Origin of the sequence: Microcystis sp. M079S1, from assembly GCF_020246425.1 — a bacterium.
Classification (GTDB): Bacteria; Cyanobacteriota; Cyanobacteriia; order Cyanobacteriales; family Microcystaceae; genus Microcystis; species Microcystis aeruginosa.
This window is the reverse complement of sequence record NZ_JADBSZ010000107.1, coordinates 17,679-36,447: the sequence shown is the minus strand read 5'-3', so window position 1 is coordinate 36,447 and position 18,769 is coordinate 17,679. Positions and strand designations below refer to the sequence as shown.

Genomic DNA, 18,769 nt, shown 5'->3' with positions numbered 1-18,769 from the left:
TTTTCGGGGGAGTTTTAATACAAACTTCCCGCAATCATAGCCGCTAATAAAATAAAACCGACCCAAACATTTTGACCGAACATTTGACCATAAACTGGTTTGGGTAAATCCGATTGACGTAACAACCAGTATTGACGCAACCAAGCAATCGCCGCTAGACCCAACCCTAGCCAAAAAAAGGCTGATAACTGCATTTTTTGCCCCTCCCAAGCCAATAAACCCACTGTTAGGGCAAAAAAGACCCCCACGGCTTCCGGAGCGTATTTGCCGAAAAATATGGCACTGGAGTTAATACCAACCTTGAGATCATCCTCTCGATCGGACAGAGCATAAATTGTATCAAATGCCAATGTCCAAAAAATCACCGCTCCCCATAATATAAATGTATTACTATTTAACGACCTGGTGACGGCACTCCAACAGATTAAAACGGCAAAACCCCAAGCGAGAGAAAGAACCAATTGGGGTACAGGAAAAAACCGCTTGGCGAGAGGATAGCAGATAATCAGGGGAACGGCGGCTAAACATAGGCAAAAACTCAGGAAATTCAGATATAAAGCTAAAATTGCGGCGCAAAAAAAAGCAATTAGAGCGATAATCAAACCAACCTTGATCGATAAAGCTCTGGCCGCTAAAGGACGGTTACGAGTGCGATCGACTTGTGGATCGATATCCCGATCCCAAAGATCGTTAACCACGCAGCCGGCGGCGCTAGTGGCCAAAGTTCCCAAAATGATCACCCCGATCAAGGGTAGCGGTGGCACACCGTCTGCCGCCAAAAATACCGCCCATAAAGCGGGAATCATCAAAATTAACCTACCGGCGGGTTTATCCCAGCGCAAGAGGCGAATAATCGTCATCCAAGTGGGTTCTAGATCGGGTTGGGATATAGTCATAATTTCTCGTAAAAAGTAGAAACTAGGAGTTAAGGGGGAGATGGGGAAGTGGGGAAGTGGGGGGATGGGGAAGTGTGGTGTGGGGTGTGGGGTGTGGGGTGTGGGGTGTGGGAAGAATAAATAAAAATAATCTCCTGACGACCGGCTCCTGACTCCTAACCCCACCAATAAACTTTTTCAGTAAACCCTACTTACTTAACGTGATTACCAGCCCCAACTATTGGGAACGCCTTTAAATGGACCAACCACATCGGAGGTTATCCATCCCCCGTAAAAGTTGCCCGGTTGCGGTTGTACTAATTCCCCGTCGGCATAACAAGCGGTCATTTTGGCAGGATAAAAAGCCAGATAATTCTTAATTGCCTGAAACTCTGGTGTTGGGTCCGGATAATACCAAGCGGCGTTAATTGCCTGTTGGTCGCCAACGGTGATATTGTAATATCCCGCTAGACCTTTCCACTCACAAAAAGACTTTTCTGCTGTGGCTTGCAGGTATTCCATTTTAATATCTTGGGGCGGTAGATAATAAACTGGGGGATGACTGGTTTCTAGAACTCGATAACTGCTTTTAGTATCGGCAATTATCACACCATTAAAGATAATTTTTAGGTGTTTAGGCGATAATTCTAGGCGCGGGGGACGCGGATAATCCCAGACGGATTCCTGTCCTGCTTTTGCTGGTATCGGTTGGGGACGAAACATAATTTTTCTTATCGTATTCTCTGATTCAGTTCACCGTTTACTGATTACTGATCACTGAAAAGAGTTTTCTCAGGGTTTCCACTCGTTCTCGATTGACATTTAAATCCGATTCTCCTAACCGGGAGGCCGAGCGAACATCGATCGCATTTTTGCTAGGATTGAGAGAAAATTCCACATCATCGACAAATCCCATCCATTGACTGCTAAATTCGGCGTAGAGATAGTTACTATCTTGGTTAATAATTTTAGTTCTCGGTTGGGAGGCGATAATTTTAGCTAATTGCTCGATCGCTTCTTTGCCGCTACCCTGATAACTAAGGGGTTCGATCGAATGAGCCTGATCCTGACTCTGACTACTAACACAATTAGGAGTGACTGGACAAGGAGCCAGTTTACCTTCCCTGACTCCCAAATAATCGGGACGAGTACCGGCGAATAAACTGACGCTATCGGGAGCAATTAACCTAATTCCTAGCCAGATGAGCAGTATTCCTAGGAAAATAAACGGGGTCAGCCGGAAAGATTTTTTCACCGTGTCGGAAGTTTCAGTCATGCTAGTCTTACAGAATCACTTCAATTAACTTAACATTGATAGGTGTGGCAATATCAGGAGATAGAATAAGATGTTTCTCGATGAATTACAACCCGTTGTTAAAGAACTGATTCAACAACCGATCGCTTTTTTCGGTGGTTTTGCCTCTGGATTACTGCGCTTGAAACTTTCGGACGATCCCCTCAAAAAATGGTTAGAACAGCAGGGATTAGTCAGTTTTAACGACAATAATCAGGATAACGGCAACGGTCCCCAGTCGATCTCGATCGATTAGGTATCGGGGGTTAGCTGTTGGGGGTGAGGGTATTCTCCCATCCCCAAAACCCCCGCTTACCCCCCCCCATCAGCTTAACTTTTGGCTGAAAGTAGATAAATTTCCTCAGCTACTCGTTTTAAGCGTCTTAATTGCGCTTCCATATCCTTTTTAGTCCATTTGGCGGCGAATTGCTGGAATCCCCACCCCACAACCGGATTAGGAATCGCAAACTCAAAACGATTGATTAGACAAGTGCCGCCATCATTGGGTTGACATTCCCAGCGATCGCATCCGCGAAAAAATCCTTCAAATTGCCAGACAATTAACCCCGGTTCCCTCTCAATCACCGTACTTTTTAGCGTTGGCTGAATTAGGGGAATTTGAATCAAAAAACGACTTCTACCACCGATATCGGTCTTCCAATCCCCGATAGGTTCACAAACTAACACCGGATTCAACCAACGACGCATTAACTCCAAATCCGTGATACAACGCTCTACCGTCGTGGCACTAGCTTTAATCTGAATTGATTGTTCAAATACTTGACAAGATGACATTGATCTGCTTATAAATTGCTGGCTGAGAATTATCGGTAGTCGGACAAAAATAAAGTTAACTGTGCAGACAAGGCAACAGTAAGGGTTTCGGCCTTGGTTACATTTATTAACATAGTCTTGTTTATAGCCTTTCTCATCAAGATAAAGTGTAACCTAATTTGCTATTGGAGTCAGGTTTGTCTAGAAAACGGGTTTCTTAAAGAAACCCGTTTTCTGTTATTAAAGACTAATTATTTAGGATTTGCTGAAAAACTTTTTGCCGCAAACCCTAACTATAGGCTCAAGCTCACTTTTTCACCAACTTGACAAATTCTCGAAAACGTTGGCGTAAACTCTCAATATTAGCCGATTTCCCGCCATAACGCCAATCAACGTAAGCGCGAGCAATCTCCTCGATAATATTCGCCACTGGCGGCGGTTGGACGCTGCGGGCGGCGGTGGCGTATTCTAAAGGGGTTTGAGCGGGATGTTTGCCATAACCGGCTTCTGTTAAGATTCCTAACATTTGCTGGTATAAACGCTCGATCGGTGCTAGTTTCGCCAACCTGCGACTCCTACGCCAACGATGGAACTGTAGCCATCCTAACCAACCAGCGTAAGCGAAGACGACCCCCACTAAACCGCCGAGAATTCCCCCTAAAAGACTGCCAGAAATAAAGCGCCATAACCATCCCAATAACTTACCGATAGTAACGATAACATTTTCCCAAATAAGACCGAGAAAACCCGTTACTGGAGAGGGCAACCATCCGGCTACCCATTGCCAAAATTGCTTGAGTACGCTAAAAGGTTCCGCTTCCTCAAAGGATGGGGGAATTAATTCGTGGCCTGGGATAGGATCGAAAGTGTACCAACCGTAACCGGGGAAAAACACCTCTGTGATGGCGTAAGCGTCCGTATTTTGGACAACATAAAAGCCAGTGAAAGGATTAAACTGGCCAGGGGCAAAACCAGTGGCTAATCGGGCAGGAATACCGATCGAGCGTAACATAATCGTTAACACGGTGGAAAAATGATCGGCGTAACCCCCCTGAAAACGAAACAAAAAGGCCGAGACTAAATCCTCATTTTCGGCTAAAAAGGGCAAATCGGCTTTTAATTCGTAGTTTTGCTTTAATGCTTGGGCCAAATATAGGGCCTTCTCGTAGGGAGAGGTTAACGGTGTGGGAGATTTTGCCAGCAATTCCTCGGTTTTTCGGCGGACTTTCGGGGCAATTTCGGCAGGAATTTGTAAATAATGCTTGAGAATAGCCTTCGGGTAAGTTTCTGGGGCCGATCGCAATTGGCTGCGATTGCGTTCTGGCACTTGTGAGATTACAGTATAAGTTAGCCCTTCCGCTAATCCCCCTGGCGACCTTAAGCTATTTTCTCGGTCCAGAGATACCTGTCGGGTAGGAAAAAAGAGAAACTGAGGCGAAGTAAGAGCAGGGATAATATTCGGTAAACTGGAGACAATGCTGTAAGTTTGGACTACCTGATGGGTTTTTGCTTGGGTTGCGGGTAGCGGCACAAAAAAACGATAGGACCAACTACTGCGATTTAAATCCTCTACTTCTTGATCTCGCGAGATTTGCCACCCTTGACCAGTATAGCGATCAAACGCCATCGCCCGCCAGAATCCGGGGGCTTGAGAACGTACCCGCATGACTATCTGGGGAGTCATACTTCCCCGCAAATTTTGGTTGATTTGGGTGTTAAAACCGTAATAAAAGGTAGAATCTAGCTGTCCTGACCCTGTAGTGGGACTATTACCGCCATTTACGCCACCATTCCCCGTTTCACCCTCGCGCACATAGCCGGGGTTAACGATTTGTCGGTCTCCCTGTTCAAAATCCTGATTTTCCATACCTTCGGGACTATTGACGGGAAAAGATTGAATTTGATAACCCGGAAAACGCGGCATCAGGGCAAAAATTGTCAATCCCAAGAGGAGAATTGTCAGAAAGAAAATCCCGAAACGTTTGGGAGAAAGGGGAGAATTTTGCGGGGAAACTAATTTTTTTGTGGCTAGACGCGGGGGTTTCTTTGAGAAGAAAGGGAGACTCTGATTGAGATTATCTAAACCTAAACGAGAACGATAGTCTAAAACTAGGGTAGGTAGGGCTAAAAGCAGAAACAGGATTAACCAAGGCGCAAAAGCGAGGGTTTGGGAGATTGTCCCGGCGACTCCCAAGAGAATTAAACCGATTACCATAGAATACCCTAAATCTTTGCGTCGGGGCAGGTCAAAACTATGGAGAATTTGCAGTTGAATTAATAATTGTGTTAGGGCAATGCGACTATCCTGCATCGCAACGATATTACCCAAGAATAGCGCCAACACCACTAACATTCCGATCGCTATACAAAATTTTGCCCCGATATTGCGCTTTTTCCTGCGTCGCCAACTCCAGATTCCGCCGATAATACTGAGAGGAACCGCCCAAATACTGGTATAACTATCAGTAGCCACATCGGTGGCGATAATACCGACGATTACTAAAGCTTGCACCAGAATTCTTAAAATAATCGATTCCTCGGTTTCTGGCAACGGAGAAGATTCTATCTTTTGCCAGAGGGTTTTTAAGGAAAGTCTTGGACGAGCGGCACTGCTAACCATAGGCTAAATTGGGAGAAGGATCAAGAAGTTAATTTTATGTTTCCCAGTTCTAATCTCGATCGCTCCATGAGGTAAAGTGGATTTTAGATGTCAGGAGTCAGGATACAGGAGAAGGGAGCAGGGAGAGGTGAGCAGGGGAGATAGGGAGAAAAAAGCCGATTACTGATGACTGATAACTGATAACTGATAACTGATTACTGATTACTGATTACTGACCCATGATAGCCGTTACCAAGCCTGAAATTTTACCGTTACTTCATCCCCTGATTGGACAATTAGCCACGGCAATTCTGTCCCACTGGGAAAATTATCTTGATTTGTCGCCCTTTGAGTTGCCGGAAGGTTTAGGCTATGTGGAGGGACGTTTAGAAGGGGAAAAATTAATTATCGAGAATCGCTGCTATCAAACTCCCCAGTTCCGCAAAATGCACCTAGAACTGGCTAAACTGGGCAATGGTTTGGATATCCTTCACTGTGTCATGTTCCCCCGTCCAGAATATCCGCTGCCGATGTTCGGATGTGATATAGTCTCTGGCAAAGCGGGAATCAGTGCCGCTATTGTGGATCTTTCTCCCACCAGTGGCGATAAAACCCTCCCTAGTGCCTATAATCAAGCTTTAGCGGCTCTACCTGGGGCTGATTTCGCCCAAGCTCGTGATTTACCGCCTTGGGGTCATATTTTCTCCGAATATTGTCTGTTTATTCGTCCCGAAACCGCCGCCGAGGAACGACAATTTTTACAAAGAGTAACAGATTTCTTGACAATTCACTGCAAATGTGCTAGGGAAAGTCAGCCTCTTTCTGGGGAAGCGGCGCGCATTTATTTACAGGGACAACGGGATTATTGTAGTCAACAGCAAAAAAACGATAAAACTCGGCGTGTACTAGAAAAAGCCTTCGGTTGGGAATGGGCAGAGCGTTATATGACGGGTGTTCTCTTTGATCTGCCCGATTAAACTGAACTATCCCTTTCCCCTTTGCTACTAGGGTTGATTCATCGTAGGGTTGATTCATCGTAGGGTTGATTCATCGTAGGGTTGATTCATCGTAGGGTTGATTCATCGTAGGGTTGATTCATGAATCAACCCTATCCTTAATAAGGGGGGAGCCGACAATTTTTAACACCTACCCACTTATTTAGAGATTTTCTGCAACCTCATCGCTATTTTTCCCATTTTTGAACTCTTAAAAATTAATTAGGCCAGAAGTCTCTTGAAACTTAACAATATTAACAGACAAGGACGGGAAAATAATTGCTAGATTGATTTAGGTACAGTTAACTGTAACCGCGAGAACAAGAGAAAAAAAGCGGTTTTCCCCGGTAAAACCGCCAAAAAGCCCTAGCTTAATTTCTCGATTCTGACAATTAAATAAATATTAAAACAGCCGATGAATCTAACGAACTTTCCTTGGTTAACTGCCATCATCCTTTTTCCCATCGTCGCCGCTTTATTGGTTCCCATAATTCCCGATAAAGACGGTAAAACCGTGAGATGGTTTGCTCTGACGGTGGGATTAATCGACTTTGCCCTAATTATCTACGCTTTCTATACCAGTTACGATTTCGCTAATCCCAATCTGCAATTAGTGGAAAGTTACCAATGGTTGCCCGAAATTGACCTAAGATGGTCTTTAGGAGCCGATGGCCTCTCCATGCCTCTGATTATCTTAACGGGATTTATTACCACTCTGGCTATCTTAGCGGCTTGGCCGGTGACTTTTAAACCGAAACTATTCTACTTCCTGATGCTGTTGATGTATGGGGGACAGATTGCGGTGTTTGCCGTACAGGATCTGTTACTGTTCTTCCTCGTCTGGGAATTAGAATTGGTCCCCGTCTATCTGATCCTCTCTATTTGGGGCGGTAAACGCCGTCTCTACGCGGCCACCAAATTTATCCTTTACACCGCCGGAGGCTCCCTATTCATCCTTGTAGCGGCGCTGACGATGGCTTTTTATGGCGATACCGTCTCCTTTGACATGGTGACTATTGCCGGCAAGGATTTTCCCCTGAAACTGCAATTATTCCTCTACGCTGGTTTCCTGATTGCCTACGGGGTAAAACTGCCGATTTTCCCCCTTCATACTTGGCTACCGGATGCCCACGGCGAAGCCACTGCCCCCGCCCATATGTTACTAGCGGGAATTTTGCTTAAAATGGGTGGTTATGCGCTCTTACGGATGAATATGGGGATGTTACCCGATGCTCACGCCGTTTTCGCCCCCGTTTTGGTGATTTTAGGGGTAGTTAATATTATCTACGCCGCCTTAACCTCCTTTGCCCAACGCAATCTTAAGCGCAAAATTGCCTATTCTTCCATCTCTCACATGGGATTTGTCCTGATTGGTATGGCTTCCTTTACCGATATTGGTACAAGTGGGGCGATGTTACAGATGATTTCCCACGGACTGATTGGGGCGAGTTTATTCTTTATGGTCGGTTGTACCTACGATCGCACCCATACCCTGATGTTAGACGAGATGGGCGGTGTCGGCAAGAAAATGAAGAAAGTTTTTGCCATGTGGACCACCTGTTCCCTCGCTTCCCTGGCTTTGCCCGGTATGAGCGGTTTTGTGGCGGAATTAATGGTATTTATCGGTTTTGCCACCAGTGATGCCTATAGTCCCACTTTCCGCGTCATTATCGTCTTTTTAGCAGCTATCGGTGTCATTCTCACCCCGATTTATCTCTTGTCCATGTTGCGAGAAATTCTCTACGGGCCGGAAAATAAGGAATTAGAAGAACACCATGCCCTAGTGGATGCGGAACCCCGGGAAGTCTTTATCATCGCTTCTCTATTAGTGCCAATTATCGGCATTGGACTCTATCCCAAAGTGGCGACGACGATTTACGATGCTACCACCAATAAATTAACCGCCCTAGCGCGTAATTCTGTCCCCAGTTTAGTGCAACAGGCAAAGGCAAAAACCGCTAGTTTCTCCCTTTATTCCCTAAAAGCCCCCGAAATCTAAGGAGTTATCAGTTATCAGTTATCAGTTATCAGTTACCAGTTATCAGATTTGAGTTTTAAGTGAGCAGTATTAAATCCCACTTTCCGCACTTCTTAACATTCAATTGATAATTTTTACTAATATTATATCCGGTTATTAAAGAATGATTATTTATTCTCCCTTTTGCCTTTTGCATGAGTAGAAAACGGGTTTCTCCGAGAAACCCGTTTTCTGTGCGTTACTCAACGGATTTAGTATTAAGCTAAACGGCTTTTACTTCGGATCACCGATATAGACTCCAAAAGGGTTATAGCTGTTGGATCATGCAGGTTAAGCGCCGTTTAGCTTATTATACTTTTAATTGATTGTGTCATTATTTTAATGCGATCGCTACCGAGTACAGCCTGGAGAATTATCAGAATTAGTCCCCACTGGAGCAATCGCGCCCAAAGAAGATTAGGCGGTCGCAACGCGCTCGCTACGCGAGACCGCAACATAGCAAAATATAGGAGTTTAGCTCATGTCTAACGAAACCGTGACTTATTCCCTAGAAGCTGTTCTGACAAGGATTGAGGGGAAAATAGACTCTCTACAAAGAGATGTTAACAAGCTAGAGATAGGACAATCGGAGTTAAAAGGGGAGATTAAAGCCCTAGATGAGCGACTAACCACAGAAATTAAAGGATTAACTGCAAGAGTCGCTAATCAGGAATTTACCAATCGAGGGATTCTAATCGCTTTGGTTGTTGCCATTTTAGGAGGGGCAGCTAAACTTTTTGGTTTTCTTCCCAATCCCTAACAGAGATCTAATTAGGGTTTGCTAAATAAATCTAAAAACCTTATCCAACAAGGTTTTTAGACTTTTTTTCCCTCAAAAAGTGCCGACCATTGGAGTGATCAGGGGGAAAATTTAGGGACTTTTTCCCTGAAAATTAGGTAATTGACCACCTGAAAATGGCTAAATCCCTACACCCCACACCCCACACCCCACACCCTACCCCCACGAAAAACTTTTTGCCGCAAACCCTAATTAGGAAGTTGCCGTTTTCTTTTCACTAATAACTGAAAAATCCCCACCCTACCCAATCACCTCGTGTAAATCCGTCGGTGCGAGATTAGGATAAACCACTTCACCATCCTTAAACCAGATAATGCGCTGAGAGTGACGCGCCACATCAGCCTCGTGAGTTACCATGACGATAGTAATGCCACTGTTATTCAATTCCGAGAAAATAGCCATCACCTCTTGGGTAGTTTTCGAGTCTAGCGCCCCCGTCGGTTCATCAGCAAGTAATAATATGGGTTGATTGACAATTGCCCGGGCAATAGCGACGCGCTGCTGTTGTCCCCCCGATAATTGATTGGGTTTATTGTGCAGTCGATTATCCAATTTTACCCTCGTTAAAGCAGCGATCGCTCTTTCCTTTCTTTCTTGGGGAGAAACCCCACCATAAATCATCGGTAACATGACATTTTCTAGCGCACTCATCTGGGGTAAAAGATGGAATTGCTGGAAAACAAAGCCGATTTTACGATTGCGAATCTGGGCTAAATCCCCATCCGGCAGCGTGGAAACGTCCAGATTTTCTAGATAATAAGCTCCCAAGGTGGGACGATCAAGACAGCCGATAATATTCATGGCCGTGGATTTTCCCGAACCCGAAGCCCCCATAATAGCGCAATATTCCCCTTTTTTCAGGCTTAAATTGACGTTATTAAGAGCTTTAACCATGGTTTCGCCACTGCCGTAGATTTTAGATACATTTTCGAGGCGAATAATTACTGGCTGATAGACTTCGGCTTTATCGTTGCGTTCGCTGAGAGAGGAAGTATCAAAACTCATGAAATAATATAGAGATAAAACCAATAAATGCAGCTATTCTAACCTGAGCAATTCTCCATTCAAGCAACATCCTTGAGAAAACCGACTAAAGGCAAGAAAACCGGCGCTAAATTCGATCGAGCCACGGCTAAACAGGGATAGGATCGATCGCTATAATTTTCCCCCACCTGCAAGGGAAAAATCTTTTCTCCTAAAGAGATAAATACCCCGCCAGCGGCCTGTAGAATTGCCCAAACCGCAGCAATATCCCAGACTTTTGGGGTTGCTTCCACTCCTCCCAAGACAGTGCCATCGGCAACCAAAAGCAGATTATAACTAGCCACTCCTATCATCCGCACTTTGCAGGGAAAGGGATTTTTTAATATATCTGTACTACGAGCGCAGAGATTAAACAGATGATTTTTGCTGGGAAAATCGTCGCTGGTGTGAATCGGTTGACCATCACGGTAGGCTCCCTCTGGACCGGTTAAACCCGTCTCACCGTACCAATAACCATAATAGGCCTGTTTTAGGCAGGGGAGATAAACAAATCCGAACACGGGAGTCCCCCGGTAGAGAAGTCCTAGGGAAATGCCCCAGATGGGAATACCGCGAGTAAAATTAGTCGTGCCGTCGATCGGATCCACGACCCAACACCATTCTTGATCTGGGAAAATATGGGTAGTTTCCTCGGTTAGGACTCCATGATCCTGGAAAGTGCTGGCAATTAGCGATCGCAATTCGCCATCGGACCAACGGTCGGCAGCCGTCACTAAAGTCCCGTCTGCTTTATTGGTGGCCTGTAATTTGCCAAAATCAGCTAGTAGGCGATCGCCCACCTGCTCGGTAGCCTGATAACAAAAGTCTAAAACCTGACTCCAAAAAGTTTCCATAATTTTCTCGTTCGTCTTCTAGTAGAATATTAAATCATTGTCTAAACTTAGGTAGTCGAGATTGAGCGCGGAAGCCCACCAGGAGATCAGACTAGCTACCCGTCTAGAAGCGATACTTTACCTAAAAGGGCAGCCTGTCCCCTTAACCGAGATGGTGACATTAACCAACAGCGATCGCTTGACGGTGGAAGATGCCATGATCGAGTTAATGTCCGATTATGCCCACCGGGATAGTGCCTTGGAAGTGGTGGAAACCCCCCTCGGTTATAGTTTACAATTGCGGTCAGCTTATCAGAATTTGATCGAAGACCTGATCCCGGCCGAATTAGGCACAGGAACCCTCCGTACTTTAGCAGCGATCGCACTGAAAGAACCGATTTTGCAAGCGGATTTAATTAATTTACGAGGCAGTACGGCCTATCAACAGGTTCAGGACTTGGTAGAACGAGGATTTGTGAGAAAACGCAAGCAAAACGAAGGTAGATCCTACTGGTTAGAAGTAACCGATAAATTTCATCAATATTTCGAGGTTGACAATCTTAGGGAACAGGGTATTCTGGAACCTACCGATCAGGAATAAGGAGAGAGAGGGTATATTAGGGGTGAATGTTTCTGATCACTGAGCTAAACTTGAGGAATATGGAGGGACTTCGGGCAATCAAGAAGAGCGATTTGTTAACCTAAATCTAATAACCACTACAGCGTGGGAGTTCTGATGACTTTTAATCCTGATTTTTTTCCCTGGGAAACCGAAGAACAAAATGATAACTGTCTGATGCAGTATCTCCAGCAGCAGCATCCTGAAACCCTTGAGAGAATAGCCCAATCGGTCAGTAGCGAAATTAAAGATATTATCTCGCAAAACGTCAAGGGATTGGTGGGAATGTTGCCCTCAGAGGATTTTGCGGTACAAATTACCACCGACCGCGAGAATTTGGCGAATCTTCTCGCTTCAGCGATGATGACAGGTTATTTCCTCGGTCAAGTGGAGAAGCGCCATCATTTAGAATCAATTTTGTTAGCTACAGAATCAATTAAATTAGGCAAAAAACCAAAAATAGATTAATCTTCACCCCAAAAAGATAGAGACACTTTCATCGGTGTCTCTATCGGTTTTTAACCCCCTTTGGCAAAACTCACCATCACCAAAATCGAGAGCAGGATACCGGGGACAAGTAAACCCGCTAATAATCCAAATTCAGTCAACGTCATAGGAAAATATGCCCAAAATTCCATCACTTCCCACTCTAACCCCCTCTTCCGGCTACCTCAACAAAGCTTAAGGAAAATTTAAAGCCTTTTACCGTTTTTTTTCCTATCAGTTGTCCGACTAGACAAACCAAAAAGAGTCTTTTTGATGTTGCCAAGCGGTTTATAAGTAGCTGGTTATAATTAAATTAAAAATGGATTTTAGGTTCGATCCCCCCTGCCCCCCCTTGATAAGGTAGGGTTGATTCATGAATCAACCCTACGCTTGATAAGGGGGGTGTCTGATAATTTTTAACGCCTACCTACTTAATTCTTTTTTCAGCGCTTCGTATAAAGCTGAATAATCTTGTTCTGCTAATCCCATTTCTAAAGCTTTTTCAAGAAGGCTCTGTACTCCTGTTAGGGGAAAAGTGGTTAAATCTAACTTCTCCGATTCCTCTAAAAAAAGATTGACATCTTTGAGTAAATGTTTAGTGGGAAAATTAGGGTTAGCATAATTTTCTTCTAACATTCTGGTTAATTTTTTGTCAAAAGTAGGCGCATATAAGGCACTTTGACGCAGGATAGTCATGAACTTTTCTAGATCTACTCCTTGCCGGGATAAAAAAGCTAAACTCAAAGCAAAAGCACTGGTTAGAGAAGCAATTAATTGATTTAAAGCTAATTTTAATGCCGCGGCGGTTCCCACTTCCCCGATTAACATCGGTTCTTGACCAAAATGTGCTAATAAATTTGACCATTGATGGAACTGTTTCTCCGTTGCTCCCACCATAACTAAGAGAGTCCCATTTTTAGCTTCGGGAATACTTCCTAACACGGGTGCTTCTAGATATTCTCCCCCTTTAGCCACAATTTGATCTCGCAGTTGTTTACTTTCAGAAGGAGCAATAGTTCCCATCTGGATAATAGTCCGATTATTGAAGTTAGATTGCTCGGAATTTAATCCTAAAACCTCTTGGATAGCGGCAGCATTAGTTAACATTAAAATTAGACAATCTGCCTCTTGAATAACTTGTTCAGGGGAGCTAACTGTTTTGGCTCCTAACTGCTGTAAAGGTGCTAATTTTTCTAAGGTGCGATTATAGGCAATAACAGGAATTTTCTGATTTAATAATCTTTCTACCATTGGCGTTCCCATTAATCCTGTTCCCAAAAATCCAACTTTCATAACTCAATTTTTTCCTGATTTAGTGATTAGTTTTTACTTGTTTTTATGGCTGTCCAATGACGTTCGGAAGACTGATAAATTTTAACATTTTTTAATCCCGATTGCTGGATTAAATCTTCGATTTCTGCTAGGGTAAAAGCTGCCTGGAGAGAATCCTTAAATAGTTGCGCTTGTCGGGGAGAAAAATTAGGATCGATTTCTCTCACCATCCCCTTAATTATTTCCTCGGAATCGGGACGGAATAAATCTCTTAAAAAGATGCCGCCATTCGGTTTTAAAACTCGCTTAATTTCCTGTAAAAAAGGTAGAGGATTTTCGAGATGATGGATTAAACTATTAGAAATAACTAAATCAAATTGCTCGGATTGGTAGGGAAGATTTTTTCCGTCAACTTTCTCCAATTTGATTTGTTCTTGACAGTTAGCATTCAGGATATTTTTTTGACCAATTTCTAACATAGAATCGGCCAGATCAATAGCGATAATTTGCCATTGGGGACGTATTTGACTGAGCATAATCGGAATGCGTGCAGTACCAGTTCCCACATCTAACACCCTAGCATTAATACCAGCCAATTGTACGGCTTCTTTAGCAAAATTAGTATTAACTTCCGTGAAGTCCATGGCATCATATTCGATCGCTTCTTCCCGATCATCCATTACTTCTGGTTCTAAAATTCTTTCCATAGAAAAGCTATCTTTAAGGATTACAATATTCACAATACATCGGATCGGCAGTTTTTTGACCGTTGGGAAAGAGTTTTTCCTCTCGATAATCACACTTTTGACAACCGTATAGTTCCAGTTTAATCAAAGAGGTGGGAAAGTGACATAAACCACAGGGTAAACCCGATGTTCTTTCGATAATATCAAACCCCGGACAACCACAATTAGGGCATAATTGATTAAGTTTCTGAACAAGATTTGCTGTTGCGGCAACAATTGCTTTCATCCGCGTGGGATTGTGCATAGCGCGCATATCGGTTTCTAGGTGTACTTTGCCGTTTTTGTCAAGAATATCTTCAACAATTTTAACTAAATTTTTCTGGTCAGTAATTCCCTTAAAAATATGCTCAGAGTCGAGAGAATTTTTATCAAACATCACCACTAAACCATGACTAGGAAAGCCGATTTTTTCGGCAAATTCTAAAGCATCTGCTAGATTAGTTACAGTTTGGTGAGCGTGATTAGTTTCCGTGACTATTGCTTGACCAATTATTTCTAGATTATGGACTCGATCGAGCAATAAAATCAATTCACGATTACAGGAAATCAACGGCAAGTGGGGATAGGGATAAAAACTACCCTCACTAGCAATTCCGATATCGTATCCCGAAAGCTCGATCGCTTGTTGTGCCTTGCTGCGAGCGGTTTCAATTTGTGTCCCGATGCGCTTAATATCCCGGGTAAAAGTGCCAAAGCGATCGGTATCAAAATTATCGGGTACAATCACCTTAAGGCCTATTTCTTGCGCTAAAATCGGTGCAATCACCCGCTCTTTTCCGTGCATAGTCCCTAAAATTGCTATCCGATCTTGAAACATCTTTGTCAAGTAAAAAGGAGACAGGAGACAGGAGACAGGAGACAGGAGACAAATTCACCTGATGACTGATGGTGGGTTACGGCGAATACTAAATAGGTGGTAAAATATCTAAGTTATTGTCGCCTAACCCACCCTACACTAAGTTTCTGGGGTTTTTCCCTGAGCTTGTTGTAATCTTTCTGCTGCTGTTTCCATGACTTCTGCAAAGTTTTCGAGAATTTCGCCGGGGTGCGCTTCGAGGATTTTTGTGGATAGGGAAATGCGATTTTTATATTCGTCAATTTCCGCGACTACCACTTGAATTGCTTGACCAACTTTAAAGAAAGTCATGGGAGAATTAAAAGAGGCTCCCGTCACCTGTTTAGCATGGAGTAATCCCGTCACTCCACCGCAATCGACAAAAACACCGTAGGGTTGTAATTTAACCACGGTGCCACTTAATAATTTACCCACAGCTAATTGACTGATAGCGTTAGCGCGAGCAATTTCTCGTTGAGATAAAACTAATTTATTATTTTCTTGATCGATTTGAATAAAAGTTGCGGTTAAAAGTTGTCCGATGAGGGAATCTAAATCATTTTTTTCGATTAAATGGGAGCGAGGGATAAATCCTTTTAATCCCTCCACTTCTCCCGTCACTCCCCCCTTATTCACCCCCGTGACGCGCAGCTGCACCGACTTGCCACTTTCGGAGATTTCCCTAACATTTTCCCAAGCTTTTTGTAGTAATAATTGCCGCAGAGACAGGGTAACTTGTCCTTCCGCGTCCTGTCCACGGGTAATCAGAAAATCGAATTCTGCATCTATGGGTAAAGCTTCGGCAATGGAAGTAACATTTTCCAGGGAAATTTCCCTTAAAGAAATAAAAGCGGAGGATTTGCCGCCAATATCGATGAATGCTCCATCGGAGGTGTGTTGATCGACTCTCCCGCGCACGATCTGCCCTTTTTCAAATTGATAATCGTATTGATCAAGAGCTTTGGCAAAATCGTCCATGGAAAAGGCAGGGTTCGGTGTCATGATAAATAGAATGGTTACAAGTATAATTTCGATCTGCTTCCAGTGTAAGCTGAAGCTTGAGGAGTCAGACCATTAAGATTTAAGAAGGCTAAATAACTCTAGCACATGATCCCAGGCAGATTTGGCCGCATTAGCATTATAACTAGCTCTTTGGTCGCAGAAAAAGCCATGGTCGGCGTTTTCATAGCGGAAAACTCGATGAGGAATTTGATAACGGGTTAATGCGTGTTCTATCTCATCCACTTGCTTTTGAGGAATACTGGCATCTAACACCCCGAAAAATGCGTAGATTGTCCCTTTGATTTGGGGAGTCACCTTCACTGTCGCTTGGCCACCCCCAGGGGTTCCCGTGGTGATTCCCGCACCGTAAAAAGAGGCAGTAACTTTGATATCCTCTAGAGTGGAGACAAGATAAACCAGATGACCACCAAAACAAAAACCGATCGTGCCGACACCGGTTTTTTGCACCTGTGGCAAACTATAAAGATAATCGATGGTGGCTTGGATATCGCTGATTAATTCGGCTGCTTTGGTTTGTTCTTTGTACTGACGACCGATTTCGATATCTGCCATACTGTACCCCGTTTCAAAACCCGGAGCGAATCGCTGATAAATGGCAGGAGCGATCGCTATATAGCCTTCTTGGGCGATTCTGCGCGTGACATCGCGAATATGGTCGTTTACGCCAAATATTTCCTGAATCACGATAATTGCTGGATAAATTCCCACTCGATCGGGAATGGCTAAATAGGCATCTATGTCAATATCTTTGTTAGGAATCGTAACAGTTTGCGTATTAATAGTCATAATTTTCTCGATGAAAAGCGGATTGGTTTTTTGGTTTTAAAGTAAAAAGTCAAAATTTTCCCGACGACCGACTCCTAAATCAAATTAAAACAAACTTTTCTAAGGCTGCGGCCACCCCATTTAAGTCTACACTGGGGGCAACCCAATCGGCTTGATCCTTAACAGCTTGGGGAGCATTACCCATGGCAACACCGACACCCGCATAGGTGAGCATAGAAACATCATTAAAATTATCACCGATCGCCATAACGTTTTGCGGTTGTAATCCTAGGATATCTTCGGCCAAAAATTGGGTGGCGCTTCCCTTAGTGGCATCAACGTGGGTAACTTCAAAAAAAGTCGGACTCGATTGGGTAAAGTATAAATCTTGATTTTGATAGCGTTGCTGTAAATGATGCCAAATCTCGGCGATAAATTGCTTATCTTCTCCCATGGCCAGGATTTTAGTGGTTTTGTGGGCAACTTTGCGTAAATCTCCCACGGCTTCGGCAATAATACCCGATCGCTGGCGATAGAATTCCGTTTCCGCGTTTAATTGCCGCACATAAAGCACATCGTCCATATAAAAATTAAGGGAGATTTTCTCCTTCCATTGGGGTTGTTCGAGATAATCTAAAAGATCGATCGCTAAGTCGGGGGAAATGGGGGTATGTCGATGGTGAACTTGGGAAACAGGGTCTTGAATCCAAGCGCCATTGTAAGCAATTAAAGGTAAAGTGGATTTAAGGCGTTGATGAAAGCGTAAAGCCGAGCGGTACATCCTACCAGTACCGATAGCGACGGGAATTCCCTTTTTTTGGACGGCTGAGACAGCTTGCACCACAGCCGGATTAACCTGATTGTTATTACCAGCGATCGTTCCATCCACATCGACAACGATTAAGCGAATATCCACAGTCTTTTCCCATTCAACGGTAACAGTTAATAGTTTGCCACTTCCCCCCTCAAAAAGGGTAAGAATTAAGTGGTCGTGCCAAATAAATCTACTAGGTCATAGTTACTAATTGCGTTGAAAAAGTATCAGGGAGGGGGGAGAAAAAAGCTGACGGCTGACGGCTGATCATAGCTCACGGCCATATCTTAAAATTATCAAAAGCTCACACTCCCGGAAAGCCATTTATTTTCTAGAATAGAAGATTACCTGGATTATTTTTGCGGGGGGCAATCGGTGATTCTCAATTTTTCCCTAAGGATTGTAGCGGCCAAAGGCAGACTATTCTGTAAGTTTTCACTCTACAAAACCTATCGGGTGGTCAGTAGCGCCCCCGTCGATGTCCTCTGGCAAAAATTAATCAATGTGGCCGATGTCTCTTGGCATCCTTTGATTGCCAAGGCTGATGTTCCCTTGGGTTTAATCGCTAAACCGGGGTTAATCTATCAAGCTGTCACCCGTCTGACTCCCATTCCTATCCGGGTTTTCGTGGAAAATGTCCGGCCTGGGGAACTCCTCAGCCTAAGAGTCCTCGCTATCCCCGGCATGGAACAAAAAATGACCTACCAAGTGGAATCAACCCTCTGTGGTACTTATATTTCCTATTCTGTCACCCTGCGGGGTTGGCTGTCCCCCTTTATCTGGTGGTTAAGTCGTCCCTATCTAGCCAAAGTCGCCGCCCAACTAGCCCACGCCGCCGAAGAATTAACGGCCTAAAAAAAATTCTCCCCAATTGTGCTAATAAATAATCTGCCAAGGGTCAAGATCTAAGTCACAATGGTATATGGATAGACTTAAACAAAATTTTAGTCAGCTACATTGGTACATATAGTCTACTGATATCATCCCGACGAGTTGAGCG

At 43.9% G+C, this 18,769-nt stretch carries 20 protein-coding genes; 7 read left to right on the top strand and 13 right to left on the bottom strand.

Going from position 1 to position 18,769, the window contains the following annotated elements; translation table 11 throughout:
* Positions 1–14: 14 nt before the first annotated feature.
* From IM456_RS06780 to IM456_RS06770, 3 genes are all read right to left on the bottom strand, one after another.
* A complete protein-coding gene (locus IM456_RS06780) occupies positions 15–896 on the bottom strand; it encodes a 4-hydroxybenzoate solanesyltransferase (protein ID WP_287691407.1) in 882 nt (293 codons plus the stop codon).
* A 204-nt stretch (positions 897–1,100) separates the two neighbouring features.
* Positions 1,101–1,598 (bottom strand): DUF427 domain-containing protein, encoded by a 498-nt coding sequence (locus IM456_RS06775; protein WP_004163102.1) that lies wholly within the window; start codon positions 1,596–1,598, stop codon positions 1,101–1,103.
* A 37-nt stretch (positions 1,599–1,635) separates the two neighbouring features.
* Positions 1,636–2,151, bottom strand: coding sequence for a DUF1499 domain-containing protein (locus tag IM456_RS06770; RefSeq protein WP_287691409.1), 516 nt, complete (start codon positions 2,149–2,151; stop codon positions 1,636–1,638).
* A gap of 70 nt (positions 2,152–2,221) precedes the next feature.
* Between IM456_RS06770 and IM456_RS06765 the strand changes: the two genes are divergently transcribed.
* Positions 2,222–2,425, top strand: a complete 204-nt coding sequence (locus IM456_RS06765) for a ssl0294 family protein (RefSeq protein WP_002762986.1) — start codon at positions 2,222–2,224, stop codon at positions 2,423–2,425.
* Between the two features lie 74 nt (positions 2,426–2,499).
* Here IM456_RS06765 and IM456_RS06760 read toward each other — a convergent pair whose 3' ends face one another.
* Positions 2,500–2,964 carry an SRPBCC family protein gene (locus tag IM456_RS06760; protein WP_149985351.1) on the bottom strand — a complete coding sequence of 155 codons (465 nt, stop codon included), beginning with the start codon at positions 2,962–2,964 and terminating at the stop codon, positions 2,500–2,502.
* Between the two features lie 286 nt (positions 2,965–3,250).
* Entirely contained in the window at positions 3,251–5,563 is a 2,313-nt protein-coding gene (locus tag IM456_RS06755; RefSeq protein ID WP_149985352.1) for a transglutaminase TgpA family protein, read from the bottom strand.
* Positions 5,564–5,781: 218 nt separating this feature from the next.
* Here IM456_RS06755 and IM456_RS06750 point away from each other — a divergent pair, with 218 nt between their 5' ends.
* From IM456_RS06750 to IM456_RS06740, 3 genes are all read left to right on the top strand, one after another.
* Positions 5,782–6,519, top strand: coding sequence for a phycocyanobilin:ferredoxin oxidoreductase (locus tag IM456_RS06750; protein WP_149985353.1), 738 nt, complete (start codon positions 5,782–5,784; stop codon positions 6,517–6,519).
* Positions 6,520–6,952: 433 nt separating this feature from the next.
* The gene (gene ndhD1, locus IM456_RS06745; RefSeq protein WP_045360515.1) at positions 6,953–8,536 is read left to right on the top strand and encodes a photosynthetic/respiratory NAD(P)H-quinone oxidoreductase subunit D1; all 1,584 of its coding nucleotides are present in this window, start codon (positions 6,953–6,955) and stop codon (positions 8,534–8,536) included.
* A 499-nt stretch (positions 8,537–9,035) separates the two neighbouring features.
* A complete protein-coding gene (locus IM456_RS06740) occupies positions 9,036–9,314 on the top strand; it encodes a hypothetical protein (RefSeq protein WP_002735949.1) in 279 nt (92 codons plus the stop codon).
* Between the two features lie 279 nt (positions 9,315–9,593).
* Here the strand turns inward: IM456_RS06740 and IM456_RS06735 are convergent, their stop codons facing one another.
* The gene (locus IM456_RS06735; RefSeq protein ID WP_149985355.1) at positions 9,594–10,358 is read right to left on the bottom strand and encodes an ABC transporter ATP-binding protein; all 765 of its coding nucleotides are present in this window, start codon (positions 10,356–10,358) and stop codon (positions 9,594–9,596) included.
* 59 nt (positions 10,359–10,417) lie between these two features.
* Positions 10,418–11,230 (bottom strand): inositol monophosphatase family protein, encoded by an 813-nt coding sequence (locus tag IM456_RS06730; protein WP_287691415.1) that lies wholly within the window; start codon positions 11,228–11,230, stop codon positions 10,418–10,420.
* 61 nt (positions 11,231–11,291) lie between these two features.
* Here IM456_RS06730 and scpB point away from each other — a divergent pair, with 61 nt between their 5' ends.
* Together scpB and IM456_RS06720 are read left to right on the top strand one after the other, a co-directional pair.
* Entirely contained in the window at positions 11,292–11,810 is a 519-nt protein-coding gene (gene scpB, locus IM456_RS06725; RefSeq protein ID WP_287691417.1) for an SMC-Scp complex subunit ScpB, read from the top strand.
* A gap of 135 nt (positions 11,811–11,945) precedes the next feature.
* A complete protein-coding gene (locus IM456_RS06720; protein ID WP_002803308.1) occupies positions 11,946–12,296 on the top strand; it encodes a DUF760 domain-containing protein in 351 nt (116 codons plus the stop codon).
* Between the two features lie 441 nt (positions 12,297–12,737).
* On the opposite strand, the gene IM456_RS06715 is transcribed toward IM456_RS06720, so the two are convergent.
* The 6 genes from IM456_RS06715 to IM456_RS06690 all read right to left on the bottom strand — a co-directional run bounded on the left by IM456_RS06715 (position 12,738) and on the right by IM456_RS06690 (position 17,871).
* The gene (locus IM456_RS06715; RefSeq protein WP_149985358.1) at positions 12,738–13,607 is read right to left on the bottom strand and encodes an NAD(P)-dependent oxidoreductase; all 870 of its coding nucleotides are present in this window, start codon (positions 13,605–13,607) and stop codon (positions 12,738–12,740) included.
* A gap of 26 nt (positions 13,608–13,633) precedes the next feature.
* Positions 13,634–14,293, bottom strand: a complete 660-nt coding sequence (locus tag IM456_RS06710) for a class I SAM-dependent methyltransferase (RefSeq protein WP_149985359.1) — start codon at positions 14,291–14,293, stop codon at positions 13,634–13,636.
* Between the two features lie 13 nt (positions 14,294–14,306).
* Positions 14,307–15,149, bottom strand: a complete 843-nt coding sequence (locus IM456_RS06705; RefSeq protein WP_149985360.1) for a DUF6671 family protein — start codon at positions 15,147–15,149, stop codon at positions 14,307–14,309.
* Between the two features lie 138 nt (positions 15,150–15,287).
* Positions 15,288–16,145 carry a S1 RNA-binding domain-containing protein gene (locus tag IM456_RS06700; protein WP_287691442.1) on the bottom strand — a complete coding sequence of 286 codons (858 nt, stop codon included), beginning with the start codon at positions 16,143–16,145 and terminating at the stop codon, positions 15,288–15,290.
* Between the two features lie 96 nt (positions 16,146–16,241).
* Entirely contained in the window at positions 16,242–16,976 is a 735-nt protein-coding gene (locus tag IM456_RS06695; protein ID WP_287691419.1) for a dienelactone hydrolase family protein, read from the bottom strand.
* Between the two features lie 79 nt (positions 16,977–17,055).
* Positions 17,056–17,871 (bottom strand): Cof-type HAD-IIB family hydrolase, encoded by an 816-nt coding sequence (locus IM456_RS06690; protein ID WP_287691421.1) that lies wholly within the window; start codon positions 17,869–17,871, stop codon positions 17,056–17,058.
* 273 nt (positions 17,872–18,144) lie between these two features.
* On the opposite strand from IM456_RS06690, the gene IM456_RS06685 reads away from it, so the two are divergent.
* The gene (locus IM456_RS06685) at positions 18,145–18,624 is read left to right on the top strand and encodes a hypothetical protein (protein WP_002735718.1); all 480 of its coding nucleotides are present in this window, start codon (positions 18,145–18,147) and stop codon (positions 18,622–18,624) included.
* Positions 18,625–18,769: the final 145 nt, after the last annotated feature.